The sequence below is a fragment of the Vibrio albus genome (assembly GCF_003144035.1).
Lineage (GTDB): Bacteria > Pseudomonadota > Gammaproteobacteria > Enterobacterales > Vibrionaceae > Vibrio > Vibrio albus.
Genome location: NZ_QFWT01000009.1, coordinates 54,570 through 76,136, shown reverse-complemented (window position 1 = coordinate 76,136; position 21,567 = coordinate 54,570). Strand labels below are relative to the sequence as shown.

General features: G+C 45.8%; 15 protein-coding genes and 1 pseudogene. 11 read left to right on the top strand and 5 right to left on the bottom strand.

The genetic code is table 11. The annotated features are described in order from the left end of the window. The first annotated feature begins 3 nt into the window (after positions 1-3). Positions 4-1,701, top strand: a complete 1,698-nt coding sequence (locus tag DI392_RS15265; RefSeq protein ID WP_109320679.1) for an FAD-dependent oxidoreductase — start codon at positions 4-6, stop codon at positions 1,699-1,701. A 64-nt stretch (positions 1,702-1,765) separates the two neighbouring features. Here DI392_RS15265 and DI392_RS15260 read toward each other — a convergent pair whose 3' ends face one another. Next, a complete protein-coding gene (locus DI392_RS15260; protein WP_109320556.1) occupies positions 1,766-2,653 on the bottom strand; it encodes a substrate-binding domain-containing protein in 888 nt (295 codons plus the stop codon). Between the two features lie 230 nt (positions 2,654-2,883). Here DI392_RS15260 and DI392_RS15255 point away from each other — a divergent pair, with 230 nt between their 5' ends. The 4 genes and pseudogenes from DI392_RS15255 to DI392_RS15240 all read left to right on the top strand — a co-directional run. Then, on the top strand, positions 2,884-3,303 hold the full coding sequence (locus DI392_RS15255) for a universal stress protein (RefSeq protein WP_109320555.1): 420 nt from the start codon (positions 2,884-2,886) through the stop codon (positions 3,301-3,303). A 599-nt stretch (positions 3,304-3,902) separates the two neighbouring features. Next, positions 3,903-5,795 (top strand): PTS mannitol transporter subunit IICBA, encoded by a 1,893-nt coding sequence (locus DI392_RS15250; protein WP_109320554.1) that lies wholly within the window; start codon positions 3,903-3,905, stop codon positions 5,793-5,795. 98 nt (positions 5,796-5,893) lie between these two features. After that, positions 5,894-7,030: a mannitol-1-phosphate 5-dehydrogenase gene (locus DI392_RS15245; RefSeq protein WP_109320553.1), complete on the top strand. Its 1,137-nt coding sequence runs from the start codon at positions 5,894-5,896 to the stop codon at positions 7,028-7,030. Positions 7,031-7,649: 619 nt separating this feature from the next. After that, positions 7,650-9,050, top strand: a pseudogene (locus tag DI392_RS15240) (PTS mannitol transporter subunit IICBA); the annotation flags it as partial. Positions 9,051-9,144: 94 nt separating this feature from the next. On the opposite strand, the gene galK reads toward DI392_RS15240, so the two are convergent. Continuing rightward, positions 9,145-10,305 carry a galactokinase gene (galK, locus tag DI392_RS15235; RefSeq protein WP_109320552.1) on the bottom strand — a complete coding sequence of 387 codons (1,161 nt, stop codon included), beginning with the start codon at positions 10,303-10,305 and terminating at the stop codon, positions 9,145-9,147. 291 nt (positions 10,306-10,596) lie between these two features. Continuing rightward, on the bottom strand, positions 10,597-11,946 hold the full coding sequence (locus tag DI392_RS15230; RefSeq protein WP_109320551.1) for a glycosyltransferase family 4 protein: 1,350 nt from the start codon (positions 11,944-11,946) through the stop codon (positions 10,597-10,599). A 309-nt stretch (positions 11,947-12,255) separates the two neighbouring features. Between DI392_RS15230 and DI392_RS15225 the strand changes: the two genes are divergently transcribed. The 6 genes from DI392_RS15225 to DI392_RS15200 all read left to right on the top strand — a co-directional run bounded on the left by DI392_RS15225 (position 12,256) and on the right by DI392_RS15200 (position 19,438). Further along, positions 12,256-13,953: an alpha-amylase family glycosyl hydrolase gene (locus DI392_RS15225; protein WP_109320550.1), complete on the top strand. Its 1,698-nt coding sequence runs from the start codon at positions 12,256-12,258 to the stop codon at positions 13,951-13,953. Positions 13,954-14,015: 62 nt separating this feature from the next. Then, the gene (locus DI392_RS15220) at positions 14,016-15,368 is read left to right on the top strand and encodes an ABC transporter substrate-binding protein (protein ID WP_245884090.1); all 1,353 of its coding nucleotides are present in this window, start codon (positions 14,016-14,018) and stop codon (positions 15,366-15,368) included. Between the two features lie 51 nt (positions 15,369-15,419). Beyond that, a complete protein-coding gene (locus DI392_RS15215; protein WP_109320549.1) occupies positions 15,420-16,283 on the top strand; it encodes a carbohydrate ABC transporter permease in 864 nt (287 codons plus the stop codon). A gap of 6 nt (positions 16,284-16,289) precedes the next feature. After that, positions 16,290-17,252, top strand: a complete 963-nt coding sequence (locus DI392_RS15210) for a carbohydrate ABC transporter permease (RefSeq protein WP_109320548.1) — start codon at positions 16,290-16,292, stop codon at positions 17,250-17,252. Positions 17,253-17,256: 4 nt separating this feature from the next. Continuing rightward, the gene (locus tag DI392_RS15205; protein WP_109320547.1) at positions 17,257-18,354 is read left to right on the top strand and encodes an ABC transporter ATP-binding protein; all 1,098 of its coding nucleotides are present in this window, start codon (positions 17,257-17,259) and stop codon (positions 18,352-18,354) included. Between the two features lie 76 nt (positions 18,355-18,430). Continuing rightward, on the top strand, positions 18,431-19,438 hold the full coding sequence (locus tag DI392_RS15200) for a LacI family DNA-binding transcriptional regulator (protein ID WP_109320546.1): 1,008 nt from the start codon (positions 18,431-18,433) through the stop codon (positions 19,436-19,438). A 32-nt stretch (positions 19,439-19,470) separates the two neighbouring features. Here DI392_RS15200 and DI392_RS15195 read toward each other — a convergent pair whose 3' ends face one another. Further along, complete coding sequence (locus tag DI392_RS15195; RefSeq protein WP_109320545.1) at positions 19,471-20,298, bottom strand: GGDEF domain-containing protein; 828 nt, start codon at positions 20,296-20,298, stop codon at positions 19,471-19,473. 313 nt (positions 20,299-20,611) lie between these two features. Then, positions 20,612-21,247: a peptide-methionine (S)-S-oxide reductase MsrA gene (msrA, locus tag DI392_RS15190; protein WP_109320544.1), complete on the bottom strand. Its 636-nt coding sequence runs from the start codon at positions 21,245-21,247 to the stop codon at positions 20,612-20,614. Positions 21,248-21,567: the final 320 nt, after the last annotated feature.

Here is a 21,567-nt window from a genome sequence, read left to right as displayed (position 1 = left end):
GATATGAAAAAGAAGAGAATAGTGGTTATCGGTGGTTCTGCAGCTGGCCCTAAAACAGCGGCAAAAGCCAGAAGACTGGATGAGCACGCGGAAATTATTCTTCTGCAAAAAGATAAAGATCTGTCGATGGCATCATGTGGTTACCCGTATTATGTCGGCGGGGTGTTTGATGACCGCAATGAGCTGATCAGCACACCGACTGGTGTTGTCCGTAACCCTAAATTCTTTCTGAATGCGAAAGGTATCGATGCCCGAACAGAAACCGAAGTGGTTGCTATTGATCCGAAAGAACACACTGTGACCTGTAAGCATCTGCAATCTGGTGATGTCGATACGATCAACTACGACAAACTGGTTGTGTGTACCGGTGCAAGGCCGATTATTCCGCCAATTCCGGGAACTGATCTGGATGGGATTACAACCCTTCAGTCTATGAAAGATGCGGATTTTCTGCGTAAGATCCGAGATGAAAAAAACATCAGGAAAGCGGTTGTAATTGGCGGTGGTTTGATCGGTATTGAAACCTGTGAAGCACTGGAACTGGCTGGTATTGATATTACGGTTGTTGAGCTGGCACCACAGCTACTGACTTTCCTTGACTGGGAAATGGCTGAGATTGTAGAGAATCATGTGCGTGCGAAAGGCTCTAATGTTATTACGAATAATGGCGTAGCGGCTTTCCTGGGAGAGGGTGGTAAGTTAACCGGTGTTAAGCTGGCGAACGGTACGGAGCTGGAATGTGAACTGGCAGTGGTTGCTATTGGTGTAAGACCTAATGTCGATCTGGCGAAAGCAGCCGGACTGACTATCGGAGAAACCGGAGGCATTGCAGTAAACGAGTATATGCAGACCTCTGATCCAGATATTTACGCTGCCGGTGATTGTGTTGAATCACGCAACGTAATCACAAATAAGAAAGTACATGCTCCTATGGGTGACCTGGCGAACCTGCAAGGGCGTGTAGCAGGTGAGAACGTGATTGCAGGCAATACCGCAACCTTCTCCGGAGTACTGCAAACTGGTATCTGTAAGGTATTCGATTTTTCAGCGGGTTCAACGGGCCTCTCAGAAGCGGCTGCAAAACAGCTTGGCTATGACACTTATGAAACGGTCGTGAACGCCAGTCCGGACAAACCGGGATTCATGGGCGCGAACCTTCTGATCAGTAAGATGCTGGCCGATAAGAAAACCGGTAAGGTATTAGGCGTTCAGTGCGTGGGACCTGGTGATGTGAGTAAACAGATTGCTACTGCGGCAATGGCTCTGAAAGGTGGTTTCACGGTTGACGATCTTATCAATTTGGATATGCCTTATGCGCCACCGTTTTCTCTGGCGATAGACCACTTCGTGGCGACAGCTCATCTGATGCAGAATAAGCTGAAAGGGCGTCTGCAGGGGATTTCTCCATGTGCAGTACATGAGAAACTGGAAAATCATGAAAAACCATTCATTCTGGATGTTCGTGGCCCTGATGAATTTGAACAGATGCGTCTTGGAATCGGCGAAACACTGATTCCGCTGGGTATGCTGAGAAAACGTCTGGAAGATCTACCTGAGGATAAAGAAACAGAGATTATTTGCTATTGTAAAATCTCGTTGCGCGGTTATGAAGCGTCACTGATTCTTCAGGCACATGGCTGGAAGAATGCGAAAGTCATGGAAGGTGGAGTGATGGCGTGGCCATATAATCGTGAAAAATAGTGTGCGATAACCGGTAGAGCCTTTGTGTGAAGTTTTGCCTGTTCATCGTTTTAGGGAAGCGGTATTACTGCTTCCCTAAGCTGACTTTAGAGATAAAGAAGACCGGGACACTCATTGTTTTTTCATAGGGCTTGCCGTGAAGCTGGTTGTAAGCGGAGTATACACCATAGTACCCAATATTAAATGGATCCTGTTTGATATAGCCGTACAGCTGATTTTGCCTTATTTTTTTATCCAGATAGTCAGAGCCGTCGAAACCAATATGGACAGGTGTTGTCGGTAATGTTCGGTTTTCTAACACTCTTAGCACGACTTCTGTCGTGGTTCCGGTTGGCGTAAAAATGCCGTCAATATCAGGGTTGGTGGAGAAAATATCGATAGCCTGCGTTCTGCCCTCACTTATAGACAGCCCCAGATACCGGTCCAGGACAATAGTCATTCCTAACCGCTGAGCCTCTTGTTTAAATCCAGCTTCTCTGGCATCCGTTGACGCTATCCCTTTTTGGGTTCTGAGCAAAGCAATATTTTTTCTGCCACTGAGCTGTTGCTTGAGTAACTGGGCGGCAAGTTTGCCGGCGTAAAAATTGTCGGACTTTATAATGGCCGTTCTGTCACCACCAATATCTCTGTCTATATACGTCACACCAATTCCGGATTGGATGAGTTCACTGACGGTTTCTTTGAGGGAGTCTTTGGCTGGTGCGATCACTATCGCCGGACATTGATGCGTCTTAACAATATAATCGAGGACTAACTTTTGACGACTGGCATCGGATACACCGCGAAAATGCAGGTTTACATGCAGTTCATTACTGGCAGACATTGCGCCTTTCACCACATTACTCCAGAAAGGACTCTGAACGTCGCCCGCAGCAACCAGGCCAATGCATTCCTTTGCCTGAATACTGAGTGGTATAAGTACTAAAAACAGTAGAGTGATAGCACGTAACATGACCCCTTCCCGCTATAGATTATTTTTAACGCTCTAATAACTATAGGCTATAGAAGGTGCTACCTGTTGATATTGGGTAGATTTATTCCAACCCAATTCTGATGAATTTATCAATAATAAGATAAGGAACAAAATAGCCGGGATCTATACTAAAAGAAGGGAAGGCGTAAGCGAGTTTCATCAAGCTTTACCGGTTAATTATTTTAAGCTGAAACAACAGGGAGGGTATTATGAGTTATAAGCATGTACTGGTTGCTATTGATTTATCTCAGCCTAGTGATCTGGTGATAAGCCGGGCCGTTTCTATGGCTAAAAACCTGGACGCTAAGCTGTCATTTATCAGTGTGGATATCGTTCATCAGGATGCGGAACTTCTGGATTATGACCCGGAAGAAGTCCGGAATATCGAGAGAGATCACGATAAATTGATGGGACAGCTTGAAGAAATTACTTCCCTGATTGACTATCCAGTGACAGACAGGTTAGTTGTGATGGGGAATGTTGAAGAGCAAGTTGTAGAGGCCGTGAAAGAGCTTAATGCTGACTTATTGGTCAGTGGACATCATCATGGTTTCTGGAATCGCTGGTGGTCATCAGCTCATAAACTGGTCAATATGGCTCCCGTTGATCTGTTGCTGATCCATATCTAGATCCTGCTGTATCCATACCATAGGATGAAGTGGTACACCTTCATCCTATTTTCTTTCTATTATATTCCTGTTGTTTCTTTTGTCATTAGACCCACTAGTTACTGCAATTTCTGCCTGCTATCAGAAAAAATAGCTCTCAGTAGGGTGAAATATAAAACGCCAACATGCCCTGGACACGTTAAAAAATTACATGAAGGAAGCGAGGAATATTTATTATTTATTTTATAGAATGAAATAAATCTATCATTGTGATCAATATCACATTGCAAGTCATAAATTTTATTTTTATGATTTAATTTGTGATTCAAATCACTAACACCTGTTCAATTAAAATAATAAAAACGTGATGTAAGTTCTTTTATTATTATTGACTTTTATAAAAATTGGAATTTGTAGTTTAATTACAGAGTCTATTTGTGATGTTGATCACTATAAAAATATTCTGCCCCAATATTTTTTTTGAATTAGATCACGAAAAACCCGTTCAGAAGCCATACATGAGATGCTGTGTTAAGTTGAATGTGTCTTAAGCAAACAACAACGGTTTTTACCAGAAACCGTACACACGAACACAGTAGAACATCGAACGGGGTACGTATATGTTATCACCAGAAGCGAAGGTAAAGGTACAAAATTTTGGCCGTTTCCTTTCTAACATGGTAATGCCTAACATCGGCGCATTTATCGCCTGGGGCTTTATTACCGCACTATTTATTCCAACCGGCTGGATGCCAAATGAAACACTGGCCTCCATGGTTGGCCCAATGATCAAATATTTACTGCCTCTGCTCATCGGTTACACCGGTGGTAAAATGGTAGGTGGCGACCGCGGTGCCGTTGTCGGCGCAATTACAACAATGGGCGTTATTGTCGGTACCGATATTCCAATGTTTATGGGTGCTATGATTGCCGGTCCTCTGGGTGGTCTTGCCATTAAGAAGTTTGATGCTGCCATTCATGGTAAAGTGAAAAGCGGCTTCGAAATGCTGGTCAATAACTTCTCTGCCGGCATCATTGGTATGATCTGCGCTATTGCTGCCTATATGATTATCGGTCCTGCAGTAAAAGTTCTGTCTACTACCCTGGCCTCAGGTGTAAACGTTCTGGTCGACACAGGCGTACTTCCTCTGACTTCAATTTTTGTTGAGCCTGCGAAGATCCTGTTCCTGAACAACGCCATCAACCACGGTATCTTCTCACCACTGGGTATCCAGCAGTCTGAAGAACTGGGTAAATCCATCTTCTTCCTGATTGAAGCGAACCCAGGTCCGGGTCTTGGCCTGCTTCTGGCTTACATGATGTTTGGTAAAGGCAGTGCTAAACAATCTGCGGCTGGTGCTTCTATCATTCACTTCCTGGGTGGTATTCACGAAATCTACTTCCCATATGTGCTGATGAACCCTCGTCTTATTCTGGCGGTCATCGCTGGTGGCATGACAGGCGTATTTGTGAACGTTATGTTCCATTCAGGTCTGGTATCGCCAGCATCACCTGGTTCTATTTTCGCTGTACTGCTAATGACACCGAAAGAATCATTCATTGGCGTTATTCTTTCAGTAATCTGTGCAGCTGCAGTGTCATTCTTTGTCGCATCACTACTGATGAAAACTAAGAAACAAACGGATGATGAAGAAGATTCTCTGGAAAAAGCAACCAGCCAGATGCAGGGAATGAAAGCCAGCTCTAAAGGTGCAGCAGCATCTGCAAGCATTAACATGGCTGACGTTCGTAAAATCATTGTTGCCTGTGATGCCGGTATGGGCTCGAGTGCAATGGGTGCCAGCCTTCTACGTAAGAAAGTAGAAGCGGCGAATCTGAACATTGACGTGACTAACGTGGCAATTAACAACCTGCCTGGTGATGTAGACATCGTAGTCACCCACAAAGATTTGACTGACCGCGCTCGTAAACATGCACCAAATGCAGAGCACATTTCTCTGAACAATTTCCTGGACAGCTCTCTGTACGACAACCTAGTTGCTGAACTGGTTGCGGCACAAGACGGTGGTGCCGAGAAAGCCGAAGCACCAGCAGAAACAAGCAGCTCCAGCAATGACGGTACACTGAAACTGACCAGCGATAATATCTTCTTGGGTCTGGAACCTAAGTCAAAAGAAGACGTTATCCGCTTTGCCGGTGAACAGTTGGTCAAACTGGGCCACGTTGCGGCTGAGTATGTAGAAGGCATGCTGGCACGTGAACAACTGGTTTCAACTTATCTGGGCGAATCTATCGCCGTTCCTCACGGAACGATTGAAACCAAACATCATGTGAAAGAAACCGGCATCGTTTTCTGTCAGTTCCCTGAAGGTGTTCAGTGGGGTGAAGATGAAGACGATGTAGCCAAGATGGTTATTGGCATTGCGGCTCAGGGTGACGATCACATTCAGGTTATCACTGCTATTACAAATTCACTGGACGACGAAGAAGCGATTAACTGTTTGAAGACGACATCCAACCCGGATGATGTACTTCGAATTCTAAATGCTTAACAAACTTCGGAGTCATGCTCCTAAACAGTGAGTTTAAGGCCGGTCCTCCCCCGGGCTGGCCTTCTTTTTCGATTTTTAACCTTTTTGGAAGATAAGTTATGAAAGCGTTGCATTTTGGTGCCGGTAATATCGGCCGTGGTTTTATCGGTAAATTACTGGCAGATGCTGGAATTGAAGTGACATTTGCCGATGTCAATGAAACCGTCGTTAATGCTCTTATTGAGCGAAATGAGTATCCGGTAAAAGTTGTCGGTGCAGACTGTGTCGTAGAACAAGTGACGGGTGTCACTGCAATCAATTCTACCGATCCAAGAGTCGTGGATTATGTTGCTGAAGTAGACATGGTAACCACTGCTGTGGGCCCTACAGTATTAAAGATTATCGCAAAGACTCTGGCTGCTGGCCTTGAAAAACGAGTGAAAGACGGAGTGACTGCTCCACTGAATATTATTGCTTGTGAGAACATGGTTCGTGGCACCAGCCAGCTCAAAGAGGCGGTATTTGAGCTGTTGTCCGGTGATGTTAAAGCGAAAGTAGAAGAATTCGTTGGATTTGTTGATTCTGCGGTTGACCGCATTGTACCTCCGGCTGAAGAAGGCGAGACGGATCCTCTGGCAGTAACAGTAGAAACCTTCAGTGAGTGGATTGTTGATGAAACTCAGTTCAAAGGTGATATCCCTGATATCCCGGGTATGGAACGCACTGATAACCTGATGGCGTTTGTGGAACGTAAGCTGTTTACACTGAACACTGGCCACTGTGTGACGGCGTATCTGGGTAACCTGAAAGGTCACAAAACGGTTCGTGAAGCCATTGAAGATGACGCTATCCGTAGTGATGTGAAAAAAGCCATGGAAGAAAGTGGTGAAGTGCTGATTAACCGTTACGGTTTTGAGCGAGAAAAACACGCTGCTTATATCGAAAAGATTCTGGGTCGTTTTGCTAACCCTTATCTTGTGGATGAAGTAGACCGTGTAGGCCGTCAGCCACTTCGAAAACTGGGTAAAGACGATCGCCTGATTAAGCCTCTGCGTGGCACAATCGAATACGGCACTGCAAATGATACCTTGTTGAAAGGTGTTGCTGCTGCGCTTAAATATACCAATGATAATGATCCTCAGGCTGTAGAGCTTCAGGACACGATTAAGGCTGTCGGTATCAGAGGTACACTGGCTAAGTACTGCGAACTGGCTGAAGACAGTAAAGAAGCTATTCAGGTAGAAGCGCTTTACTAGCACAGTTAATACCCGTCATTTTTCTGGCCGTAAAGGGTTTCCGGTCCCTTTACGGTCGGGGAAAACGTCTCCCCCTTATACATCTCATCTTTTTTCTTTTGTACACCTCAATATTTCTCCTTCATACACCTCATCTTTTATCTTCCCTTTTGAAAATAAATCACTGCATAGCAGAACTAATTTGTCACAAAGTTACATTTTGTTACCCGAGCGTGGATTGACTTTTTTGTGTCTGGATATATGAGGTTATATTAGTGATGTGTATCACGTTTGATTTTTCTAATTTATTTTTTATTGCTTAAAATGTGATTTTGGTCACCAATAATTTTCCTCTGTGGAAGTGAATTATGTGATCATAAGCCAATGATATTTATTGACAATTCGTATTTTCATGAAATGTAGTTCAATTGCAGGTTGTTACTGTGAACATCATCACTATAAAAATGTCTGAACACTGGTGGTTTTGTAATCTCAATCACAAAAAGTCCGCTTTAGGGTAATCTGAATTTTATTGTGTTAATTTGAGTGGGTCTTAAGCAAACAACAGCGGCTTTTACCAGAAGCCGTAAACATAAACACCAATACATAAACACAATAGAACATCGAACGGGGTACTAATATGTTATCACCTGAAGCGAAGGTTAAAGTTCAGAACTTTGGCCGATTCCTTTCTAATATGGTAATGCCTAACATCGGCGCGTTTATCGCCTGGGGTTTCATTACTGCACTATTTATTCCAACCGGCTGGATACCAAACGAAACACTGTCGTCCATGGTTGGCCCTATGATCAAATTCCTGCTGCCACTACTGATTGGTTATACCGGTGGTAAAATGGTGGGTGGCGACCGAGGTGCCGTTGTCGGTGCTGTAACAACCATGGGGGTTATCGTTGGTACCGATATTCCTATGTTCCTTGGTGCTATGATTGCCGGTCCTCTGGGTGGCCTGGCTATCAAAAAATTCGACCAGGCGATTCACGGTAAAGTGAAAAGCGGCTTCGAAATGCTGGTGAACAACTTCTCTGCCGGTATTATCGGTATGATCTGTGCGATTATCGCGTATATGATCATCGGTCCTGCGGTGAAAGCTCTGTCTGGTGGCCTGGCGGCTGGCGTAAACGTTCTGGTTGAGACAGGCGTACTTCCTCTGACATCCATTTTTGTTGAGCCTGCGAAAATTCTGTTCCTGAACAACGCTATCAACCACGGTATCTTCTCACCACTGGGTATCCAGCAGTCTGAAGAGTTGGGTAAATCAATTTTCTTCCTGATTGAAGCAAACCCGGGTCCTGGTCTTGGTCTGTTACTGGCTTACATGATGTTTGGTAAAGGCAGCGCTAAGCAATCTGCTGCGGGTGCATCAATCATCCACTTCCTGGGCGGTATCCACGAAATCTACTTCCCATACGTGCTGATGAATCCTCGTCTGATCCTGGCCATGATTGGTGGTGGTATGACGGGTGTATTCGTTAACGTTATGTTCGAATCTGGTCTGGTATCTCCTGCGTCTCCAGGTTCTATCTTTGCAGTACTGCTGATGACACCTAAATCTGCGTTTGTGGGCGTTATCCTGTCGGTTATCTGTTCAGCGGCGGTATCTTGCGTTATCGCATCGTTCCTGCTGAAAACTCAGAAACAAACTGATGATGAAGACTCTCTGGAACAAGCGACTAACCAGATGAAAGACATGAAAGCGACATCTAAAGGTGCGGCTCCTGTTGCTGCCAACGTTGATATGGCTGCGGTTCGCAAGATCATCGTTGCTTGTGATGCCGGTATGGGTTCGAGTGCCATGGGGGCGAGTCTGCTGCGTAAGAAAGTAGAAGCAGCAAATCTGGAAATTGATGTGACTAACGTGGCTATTAACAATCTGCCTGGTGATGTTGACATTGTCGTTACCCACAGAGATTTGACTGACCGTGCACGCAAACATGCAGCGAGTGCGAAGCATATTTCTCTGACTAATTTTCTGGATAATTCGTTATACGATAATCTGGTAGCTGAATTAGTCGGTGCTCAGAGAAGTTAATCACTGATTCTTAAAGGTATTGCCTTAGTATCAAATAGCCGGTCTGTATGACCGGCTATTTACTTTCGTACCGGGTAAAAAAGTCTTACAGCTCTTCAACCAGACCGGCACCATCTTTAGCCTGACAAACATAGATGGTTTCTTTTAATCCGGTTTCAGCTTCGTAGCGGGCTTCCACGGCTTCTTTAATATTGTCGACCAGTGATGGCGGAACTAATGCGACGATACACCCACCGAAGCCACCGCCAGTCATGCGAACGCCGCCTACATCACCAATCACTTCCTTGACGATGTCAACCAGAGTGTCCACTTCTTTCACGGTAATCTCAAAATCATCACGCATAGAGGCATGAGACTGAGCCATCAGTTCTCCCATACGTTTCATGTCACCAGACTCCAGCGCTTTGGCGGCTTCTTCTGTGCGGTCATTCTCCGTAATAACGTGTCTGGCGCGTTTGGCTACCGCGTCATCAAGTTCGGATTTACGCTCATTAAACAACTCAATAGAAACATCGCGCAGCGCTTTTACGCCAAAAGTTCGTGCGGCTTCTTCACATTGCTCACGGCGGGTATTGTATTCGCTGTCAACCAGGCCACGTTTTTTGTTGGAGTTGATAATGACAACCGCCATGTCTTCAGGCATGGAAACAGCTTTGGTTTCCAGAGAACGGCAGTCGATAAGCAGGGCATGGTTATCTTTACCTTCAGCTGAAATAAGCTGATCCATGATCCCACAGTTACAGCCGACGAATTCGTTTTCTGCCTGCTGACCATTCAGTGCAATCTCTGCCTGAGAAATATCTAATCGATACAGTTCTTTAAATGTCTGACCGATAACGACTTCAAGAGCGGCAGAAGAACTAAGGCCTGCTCCCTGAGGGACATTACCGCTTACCGCGATATCCATTCCGCCCAGCTTGTAGCCTCTGCCAAGTAAACATTTTACGACACCGCGAACATAGTTAGCCCACATGCAATCGGCTTGAAACTCAATTTCCTGATTAAGATCAAACTGGTTCACTTCATTCCCATAGTCAACAGACACCACCCGAACGACATCATCACTGCGTTTAGCCGCTGCGACGATCGCCTGATAATTAATCGCACAGGGCAGCACAAATCCGTCATTATAGTCGGTATGTTCGCCGATAAGGTTTACGCGTCCGGGAGCCTGAATGACATGGGTCGGGGTATAGCTAAATACGTCAGCAAACGAATTTTTAACGCTTTGGATTAATGAGTTCATAGTTTTCGATCTCTGTAGTTTTGCCTTTATTTGCGTAGGCGACATTGAAACGTCAACACGCCCTAATCAGTTGTTCGCAAATCTGTTGAAAGTAGGTTGAGTCTATCAGCGGTCGACAGGAAGATGCTGTGATCTTACTCATGAAATGGAAACGTTTACACTATTTGTCCTTTTTATAATAGGATTACTCTATAGGGTAATAGCCGAGTTGGTACGGTTTTATTGTAAACGTTATCATTTTGAGAGGAAGGCTAACTGAGGATATAGGGCCACCTAGCTAATACCGAAATCTTAATCAGGAAAAATAGTGTGGAGGTTTTCCTTCAATGCCTGATAAGAAAAAGACGTTTCCCCGATAGCGTAGTTTTCTTCTACCATTTGTTTTCTCATCTTAATATCAGTGAGGAAGTTTACGGTGTCATCGGCGGCCTTATTAAGCCGTTCTGGGGTTATGGTTGCCAGCCCGTATTCGTCAATATTGTGCTGGTTCCCCAAATCAATAATATTGAACTGATAATCAGCGATGTCCTGATCATAAACCGGGTAACGGTAAACCACCATCGGTACTTTAGCGACCAACCCTTCCAGAAACTGATTTCCCCAGCCCTCCAGCAGGCTGGGATAGGTAATAATATCGGCATGACAATAGACATCCCATAATGAATACACTTTCTGTCCGTACTTGGTTGTCCGGGAATGTGCGACTCTGTCATTGATAAACAGCAGTTCAACATCAAGCTTATCCGCTTTTTGAACTAGCCGGTCTAAATAATCCGGCTCTTCACACTGACCGGCAAACATCAGTATCAGTCGACTACTTGGGGTAACAATCTGACCGTTATAAAGCGGGCTCCCGATAAGGCGGTCTTTTTGCTGTGAGATCCGGTGAATTAAGTCGATGGCCAACTCAATACCTTTACGCGAAACAATGCGTGTTGCCTGAAGAAACAGAACATCATGTTCTCTGATACCAAAGCGTTCTCGTAAATCCCGGTTATAGTCATCAAGGTGCCAGTGGCTACCCTGAAAATCGAATACGTTGGGCACGACCGTAGCATCAATATTCCGGCGTTGTTTGAGTTCTCTCTGGGCAATGCGGTTAATGACGCAGTGGGTGATCAAAGGGTGTTTTGGCGGAAACAACGTATTTAGCAGGGTTGTGATTCCTTCCCCGGTAGGGTGTGAGTACTTGTCCCGTTCCCAGAAAAAGTCATGATGATGGCAGATAACCGGGGTTTGTGTCGCCTCAACCGCTTTCATCAGACCTGATGCTGCAGGCAGGTGGTACCCTAGTGACCAGACATTGTTGGGGACTATCATATCGATAGAGCTCTTTTCTATTAGCCTGATAATCTGGTTGGCAATGATTTCTGCACGAGCATCAATGGCTTGCATCAGCTCGGCTTCTGAAGAATAGTCGGTTCGTTTCACGTAGGCATTATGTAAGATGGTGTTATTCAGGGGATCCTGATAATGCAGTTCCGGAACCAGTTCGGCTTCACCAGACAGGACACATCCGGCGCTTCCTGCAAGATAAAAAACCTTATGTCCAAGCGCGTTCAGTGCCCATTTCCACTTATCCATTTCCAGTGAAACACCATCGGTTTCCCCAACACGGAAGTGCATTAACAGTATGTTCATTATGATTTGCTCGCCAGTTCGCCCTAGTCTCAGTCACATAATGTAGCGGAAAACAGTCTTCTTCTTGCAGTACATTTAACCTTATATTGTCTGATTAGTGATCAAATTCACGATTAACCAAAACCGGTTTTGGTTAAAGAGTAAAATGAGGTTTAGTTCAAAATATCGACTGATTTTACCATCTAGACTTGGTTTTAGGTCATTTATCGGTGGTAGTAATTCTTATTACCATTTTTTATCAAGTAAATCAAAACCGGTTTTGTTGTCTGGGGGTAAATTTGCTTGTGTATATAACGAGTGGAACAAGACATGGTGCTGGAACAGGTAACGTTAAATCGAGTACAGAAAGATCTGCAGCAGATTCTGGCTGGTGTGTATTCTCCCGAACAACTGAATGCGCTGATCCCCGATCTTATTTCGGTGATTGGTCAGTATGAAGGGCTTTCCGGTAAGAAGCTGTGGGTCGATCAGAATGATGTAATGTTGATTACCTATGGCGATTCGATTCAGGCGGAAGGAGAAAACCCGCTAGAAACACTGCATCAGTTCCTGAATGCTAATGTGCAAAGTATTTTGTCTGCCGTACATATTTTGCCATGTTATCCATACACATCTGATGATGGCTTTTCCGTTGTCGATTATTGGAAGATTAACCCTGAACTGGGTGACTGGAATGATATCCGGGAACTGGCGGATGACTATGACCTTATGTTCGATGGCGTTATCAACCATATCTCTCAGGCCAGTGACTGGTTTCAGGGATATCTGAACGGTGAGGCACAGTACCGAGATTTCTTTATTGAAGCTGACCCGGCCAGAGGTTATAGCTCGGTCACCCGTCCACGTGCTCTGCCTCTGCTGACACCTTACAAAACAGCACATGGTGAGAAGCATATCTGGACAACGTTCAGCGCAGACCAGATTGACCTGAATTTCCGTTGTCCGGACGTCTTTAAGAAAATCGCTGAGTTATTGCTGTTCTATGCCGAACAGGGCGCTTCTTTTATCCGTCTGGATGCCATCGGTTTTATGTGGAAAGAGATGGATACTTCCTGCATTCATCTGCCTCAGACTCATGCTCTGGTTCAGGCTATGCGGGCGGTTCTCGACGCAGCGGCACCGCATGTCAAACTGATCACGGAAACCAATGTGCCGCATAAAGACAACATCAGCTATTTCGGCAACGGAGAAAATGAAGCACACCTCGTGTATCAGTTTCCTTTGCCTCCTCTGACACTGCACACCCTACAGACGGGAAACAGTGAAAAAATGGTCGACTGGATGGCTGGCCTTGAGCCTTGTAGCGCCCGCACGACATTCTTCAACTTTCTGGCATCACACGATGGGATTGGGGTTCGTCCCGTCGAAGGTATTCTGAGCAAAGAGCAGGTTGAGAATTTACTGACCGTGGTGCAGAGGAACGGGGGGCGGGTCTCTTATAAAGATAATGGCGATGGGACCCAAAGCCCTTATGAACTGAATATTAACTATTTTGATGCGATTTGTGACGCAGATTCAGACGATGATACCAACCTGAATCGTTTTATGGCCGCACAGTCCATCCTTATCTCTATGGCCGGTGTGCCGGGTATTTATATTCATAGCCTGCTGGGCTCGGAGAATGATCAGGATGGTCTGGATAAGCTGGGTTATAACCGGGCAATCAACCGGGAAAAACTGGACCGTAATCAGGTAGAGAAGGAACTGAGCGATGAGACTTCCCGCCGGACACTGGTACTGAAGCGGTTTAAGCAGCTACTGACCATTCGCAAACAGGAAAGTGCTTTCGCACCGGATGCGTCACAACGGGTAGTGAGATCGGGTAATCAGTTGGTCACTTTCGTTCGTGGTGAACGTATCGCAGTCGTGATCAATATCTCCGGTGAGGCGGTTGAGCTGGATACCCGTTCGTTACTGGAAGGGATACAGCGGGATTTAATTTCTGGTAAGCCTGCCTCAGGCAGGCTTACTGTACAGCCATATCAGGTAATGTGGCTGAGCCAATAACGGCAAGGGCCAGCTAACAGGCCTGTTCATAACAAGATAATTCCTAATTAGAAAGGGATAACATGATGAAACAAAACACTCTGACTCTTGGACTTGCTGCTGCAGGGCTGGCCTTATCAGGATCGGCTTATGCGACAACAGTGGAATACTGGACAACTCAGACACAGTCTGACCGGATGCAGACCATTGAGGTAATGGCGGACGTATTTGAAGCGCTGAACCCGGGTATTGATATCAAGGTTGTGGCAGTGGATGAGAACGATGTGCCGAAGCAAATGGCGGCAGCGGCAGCGTCCAATACACTACCGGATATGATTGAAGTTGGCTCTAACCTGTCGCTGGCTTTTGCTAAACAAGGTATTGTTGATATGGGCGCGACGACCGATGTGGTAAACCAACTTGGTAAAGATCGCTTCTATACCGGCGCGCTGAAAATGGTTGAGGATCCGGCCAAAAATGAATTTGTTGCTGTGCCATATCGTGGCTGGGTTCAGGGGATCTGGTATCGGTCCGACTGGTTTGAAAAAGCTGGCCTTGAGCCACCAACCACATGGGAAAATATTCAGAAAGCGGCTCAGTATTTTTATAAACCAGAAGAAAACCAGTACGGTATTTTAATCGGCACGAAAGCCGATAGTTTTGCCGAGCAGGTTTACACTCAGTTTGCGCTGTCTAACGACGCAGGCGAGTTCGATAAAGACGGCAATCTGATCTTCAACTCTGAAGCCCAGAAAGAAGTACTTAATTATTACAAAGAGCTGTCTAAGTACACTCCTCCGGGTCCGCAAACTTGGCGTGCCCGTGATTACTATCTGCAGGGTAAGCTGGCCATGTTCTTTTACTCGACCTACATCATGGATGACATTGCACTGGCTGAAGCGGCAGCGAGTTCTCTGGGAAGTGAAAACTTCTCTGATCTGAAAGGGGCCACCTTCGATCCGGATCTGGTGAAAAACACCCGTCTGGCTCCAACCATTACACATACATCGCCTTCTACCTTTGGCACTCTGGTTGGATTTTCTATCATGAAAAACGACAGTAAAGCCGAAGTCGACGCGACCAAAGCGTTTATCGAATACATGAATGAGAAAGATCAGGTTGTGGCGTATTCTCATATGGCTCCCGGCGGGCATCTGCCTATGCTGAGGGATATCGCTGAAACGGATGACTTCCTGAATGATCCGAAAGGTATCTTCAAGCGGTATGGCAAAGAGTCCATCAAGGAAATCATTGCCGGTTTTGACAATATCAAAACGTTCTCTGTGGTCGATGGAAAGGCTTTCCCTAAATCCGGTGAGATTTTCTCTAAGCAGATTATCCCACGAATGATTTACAGTGCGGTTATCGAAGAGAAAGGCACCACTGAGTCACTCGATTGGGCCGAGAATGAAATGAAGCAATTGATTGCAGACTAGTACTTAAAATGGGGTGTACCCGGTACACCCCAAATTAAGAAGGAAAACCCCATGACTCCATTAGAGCGGGCAGAAGCACGGTTTGGCTGGAAACTGGTCGCGCCGACCCTCGGCATTATCGGGCTGCTGATTCTCTATCCGATTGCGTTTAATGTGTATCTGAGTTTTTTCGACGTCAAACTGAACGGTGATAAGCTGTTTGTCGGGCTCGAAAACTACGCAAAATTGCTGTCGAATCCGGACTATTACGCCTCTATCGCGACAACTACTATCTATCTGATAGGGACTGTAGCAGGAACGACATTACTGGGTTTAGCGGTAGCCTTGTTGATGCGTCATCCCTTCAGAGGCCGCGGGCTGGTGAGTGCAGCGATACTTATGCCATATTTCGCTCCGGTAATCTCAGTAGTATTTGGCTGGCAGTTTCTTTTTGACCCGGTCAACGGTGTATTTAACTGGTTGGTGGTGGATGTGCTGCATCTGCTGGATTCAAGAACCAATCTTATCGGTGACCCTGACACCGCCGTGTGGGTGGTGATCATTTTTGATGTGTGGAAACACTTTCCGATCGCTTATCTGCTGATCCTGTCCAAGCTGACCTCTATTCCACGGGATCAGTATGAAGCAGCGGCGATCGATGGTTACGGTCCGATAGGGCGCTTTTTCCATGTCACGTTGCCGGAAATCTATTTTGTACTGGCGACGGTGGTTATCTTACGCCTTATATGGAACCTGAACCGGTTTGAAGATGTGTTCCTGCTGGCTCCGAATGTAGAAACGCTGCCTGTGTTTACGTATTACCAGGCATTTACCGGGGTGATTGATCAGGGGCTGGCGGCCGCAACATCGGTGATTCAGTTCAGCGTCCTGTGTGTTCTGATCTGGTTCTATGTGAAGAAAATTCTTAAGTGGTAACTGACTATGCTAGGAAAAAAGACCATTAAAGGGCGTATCGGGTTTGTACTGGCCATATTTTTGCTGGTCAGCTTTTGCCTGCTTCCTTTTGCGCAGATCCTGTCGACTTCGCTCAAGCATCAGTTTGACTGGGGGAATCCTTCTCTTATCCCGCAAATAGTCAATCTGGACGCCTATAAAGAGCTGCTGGGGCTGACAGAGCCGAAGCAGGTGGAAGTGCCTGCGGCGATTCAGAAAATACTGGAGAATCCTAAGCTTCCTGAGGCAAAAAAGGACGCTATTCTGGCTAAATTTACCAGTAATGAGGATGTTTTCCCGTTTGGCCGCTTTATGCTGAACAGTTTTGCCTTGTCTGCCGGTGCTGCAGTGATATCGCTGATCTTTGCGGTTATGGGGGCCTACTCAATAAGCCGGTTGCGGTTTGGTGGTCAGGTGATTGTGCAGCGATCGGTATTGTTTGTGTACATGGTCGGTGGTGTTCTGCTGATGGTGCCACTGTATCAAATGGCGGTTAATATCGGTCTGGCGAGCAGCATGTGGGGCAGCGTTCTGTGTCTGTTTGCTATCTATATCGTTCAGACACTACCGGTTGCGCTGTACATGCTGGGGAACTATTTCCGCACCATTCCTTTTGCGCTGGAAGAAGCGGCTATGATGGATGGGTATTCACGTAAGGAAGCGATCTGGAAAGTGGTGCTGCCACTGTCTCTGCCTATGCTGGCCACAGTGTTTATTTATTGTTTCATTATCGGCTGGAACGAGTACCTGTTCGCGTCGGTATTTTTAAAGCAGTTCAAAGAATTTTATACCCTGCCTCTGGCCCTCCAGGAGCTGTTTGTGTCTAAAAATGCTATCTGGGATCGTATCATGGCGGCGTCAATGCTGACTCTGGCTCCGGTGATCGTTTGTTTCTTATTCGCAATGCGCCATATGGATGGCGGGAAAACTGATGGCGGTGTGAAAGGTTAATATTATGGCTTCGATTTCTCTGAAAAATATTGTTAAAAACTATGGCGAGACTAAGGTTGTTAAGAACATCAGTCTGAACATAGAAGATGGTGAATTTGTGGTGCTGGTTGGCCCGTCCGGTTGTGGTAAGTCAACGACTCTGCGTATGATAGCCGGGCTTGAGCAGGCGACGAGCGGTGAAGTCACCATTGGTGATCGTGTGGTCAATGACGTAGAACCTCAAAACCGCAATATTGCGATGGTGTTCCAGAACTACGCGCTTTATCCGCATAAGACGGTGGAAGAAAATATCGTGTTTGCATTGCGCCGCCTGAAAATGAATGAGGCGGAGATACAAAGTCGCCTTCAGGATGTATCCAAAATGCTGAAGCTGGAAGAGTACCTGAAACGTAAACCCGCCGATCTGTCTGGTGGTCAGCGTCAGCGCGTTGCGATGGGGCGGGCAATAGTACGTGATGCAGATTGCTTCCTGTTTGATGAACCTCTGTCTAACCTGGATGCTAAATTGCGTAATCATATGCGCACCGAAATCGCACAGATCCACCATAAGTTTGGCCGAACCAGTGTATATGTGACTCACGATCAGGTCGAGGCTATGACACTGGCGGATAAAGTGGTGGTACTGCGCGATGGTATCATTGAGCAGGTCGGCTCGCCGATGGAGATCTTCCTGAATCCGGCAAATATCTTTGTGGCGACGTTTATTGGTTCACCATCGATGAATATTATTGATGGCACGCTCTACAATGAATACCTGCAACTGGGGCAATTTAAGTTACCACGTAACTTATTGTCCAGCGTAAAACTGACCGATGACATTGCAGAAGAAGGAAGAGCGGTGAAGGTAGGTATTCGCCCCGACTTCTTTAATGACAAAGCGTTCTTTGCAGAAAGTGCCAGTACGTTCCATTTTGAACAAATCGAAATTAACCTGGTTGAGCCTATGGGCTTTGACAAGGAAGTCCTGTTTGAGATTGGCGGAGAAGACGTTAAGGCTCGTCTGGATTTGCGTTCTGAGGTCGAACGGGGCCATACGATGGATCTTCTGGTTGACCTGTCCCGTGTCCTGCTGTTTGATACTGAAACAGAAGAGCGGATTTGATATTGAAGGCCTGAAACAGGCGTTATCCGGGAATGAATAAAGTGCATGCCGAAATGAAAAGAATAAGCCAAAAACTATGTCAATAAAAAAATTAGCAGAATCTTTAGGGCTGTCAAAGTCTACCGTTTCACGTGCTTTAAACGGTTATCAGGACGTGAATCCGGATACTCGCAGAAAGGTGCTTGAGGCCGCTCAGGAGATGGGGTACAAGCCGAACCCAACGGCCAGAAGGCTGGCGTCCGGGAAATCGAGGAATATTGGTATTATCCTGCCGTCTAATTCCCGAATCTTTGTTTCGCCTGCGTTTTCAAAAGTGCTTGCCGGAGCATCTGGTTTTCTCGCCCGGCATGATTATCAGCTGATAGTAACGACGCTGGCTGATTTCCAGGATGAATGCAAAGTGTACGCAGACTTTGTTGAGAGTGGTCTGGTTGATGGCCTGTTTATAGTCCGGACACGGAGTAATGACAAGCGAATTGCTATGCTGGAGGAAAAAGGCTTTCCCTATATCTGTCATGGCTATGATGAAAGTTTTGCCACAGACAGCTTCGTCGATGTGGATAATGAACAGGCATTCTATGAACTGACCAAACGTCAGGTTGCCATGGGGCATAAGCGTATCGCTTTTCTGGATGCACCGATTGAACTGACCTTGTCTCAGTCTCGTAAAAGGGGCTATCAGAAAGCCATTGAGGAGTCAGGTCTTGAGCTGGATCAGAAGCTATTGCTCAATGGTGAGCTGAATGAAGCTGATGCGATAAAAATGGCGAAAGAGATCCTGTCGTTGGCGAAACGTCCGACCGCGATTTTATGCGCAGACGATACGATGGCTCTGGGTACGATTGCCGCCTGTGAGGAGTTGGGTTACCAGCCGGGCGTAGATATCGCCATTGCCGGTTACGGTGATTATGAGCTGAGCCGTTACAGCAAGCCATCTATTACTACGTTGCGTTACGATACTCATGGTGTCGGGGAAGAGATGGCGAAACTGATGCTAAATAAATTGGAAAAAAAAGGTTACGAAACTAAAAACTGGTTCCGGGCTGAGATTATTGCCCGTCAGTCAGACGCCATGTCCCTGTAATCAGAAGGAATGATGGAGTAGTACACTGACATCTAATGACTGGAATTGGTCTGGGTTGGCTTATTCGGATCTTCAGAGTAAAAAGCGTAGTATCCAGAACCTTTACGTTTTGCTTTATACATTGCAATATCAGCGGCTTTAATCAACGCCTGAGATGTTTCACCATCTTCAGGGTAAGTCGAAATTCCGATACTGTATTGGATGTTAAATGCCTGATTGTTGATCATGTAGGGTTTGTCTTGAGTCGCTTGTACTCTGGACAATAGCCGAGGCACATCACCTAAATTATGTTTAAACATTGCGATGAGAAGAAACTCATCCCCGCCAAGGCGAGCGATAGTCTCATCAGAGCGGATAACGTTGGACAGCCGGGAACCGACTTGCTTTATGAGTGCATCACCCACATCATGGCCGTAGGTATCGTTAACGGCTTTAAAATTATCAAAGTCCAGAAAAGCCACAACAACGTGCTCAGAATGCCTCTTGGCACTATGGATCTGTTTTTCCAGTCTGTCTAGCGCTAATGTCCGATTGGGCAGGTGAGTAATAGGATCATAATAGGCGTGTTTAACAATTTCTCTGTTGAGGATTTTAATGTCTCTCATCCGGCGGATCACATAAATAATAGCGCCGAGGCCAAGCCAGAATAAGCTTAAAAAAAGCTCATCCAGTTCCCACTCTTCATGTGCTCTGGTGAACGCATAGAATTTTTCTATAAGCTCTATTTTCAGAAAGACACTTAACGCAATCAATAACACGACAATCGCTAATCCCAAAAAGAGTTCAAATCTGGCTGATTTCTGTAATTGGAAAATGATAGAAGGTTTTAGATGATCGGGTGTTTTTGAACTGAGGGGCATAGTGATACCTTTTTAAAATCAATAGATTAAAGGCTATTTTCTATTATGTTCGGTTAGGTTGTCAGTCGTTCTGATTTATGGAAGCCATTGATATAAAGATAGCTTATTATATTCTTGTGTGCCTTGTTCAACGGTTTTTCTCAGTCCGAACTATTATAATGGTTTGATGAGAATGTAATAGATAAATTCTTTACACAGATGTGAGTGAAGGCAAGTTATTCCTGTTGCTGAGTAGAGCAACAGGAGAGTGACCGTTACCTTTTATGCTTTCGGTATTGTCCTATGCTGAACTTACCGACAGTCGGTAATTTTGTTAGGCCAGATCGGGCGGAAAGCAAACCCCAATGCCGCCAAGGCCACAGTATCCATCAGGGTTTCTGGCCAGATACTGCTGGTGGTAGGTTTCGGCAAAATAATAGTTGCCCGCCGGAGCCACCTCTGTGGTGATTTGGGCTTCGGAGTGTGCGTTCAGAGCGGCCTGGTAGGTTTGCTTACTTCGCAGGGCAGCTTGTTGCTGCTCTTCCGTAAAGGTGTAGATGGCAGAACGGTACTGAGTCCCCAGGTCATTCCCTTGTCGCATCCCCTGAGTTGGATCGTGATTTTCCCAGAAATAGCTCAGTAGTTTGTCCAGAGAAATCACTTGCGGATCAAAGATCACCCGGACAACTTCTGCGTGTCCGGTCTGGCCGGTACAGACTTCTTTATAAGTGGGGTTTGGTGTGTAGCCGCCACTGTATCCGACGGATGTAGAAATGACGCCTTCCAGTTGCCAGAACAGACGTTCTGCTCCCCAGAAGCATCCCATGCCGAACAGAATTTCCTCCTGCCCTTCTATTGCTGGTTGGGTTAAATCTGTGTGATTCACATAATGCGGTTCAATAACTGGCATCGGTGACAAACGACCCGGTAAGGCGGCATTTTTATCCATCATTGTTGATTTTGTGCTCATGGTATTCTTATTTGATTTGTTTAGACTTTCTGATTGTACGCCTTATAAGCTCTGTTTACCTATAGCCGTTCATTCTATAGATAAACTGATCTTTATAAAGCAGGGGGGAGCCTTAAGTACTTGATGAGCTTAAATTCCACTTGCGTTGAAACAAAACCGACATTCTGACTGACAAAATGTCATCTTCTTGTTCGTTACCTTTTTGGGCTAAGTTGTTCAGCCACCGGTATAAACGGATTGAACCACCGATCTTATCAGGCTTTCGGCGACTAAAGGTGTACCTTAGGAGGATGGTATGATTCATGCTGAGATCAACGTAA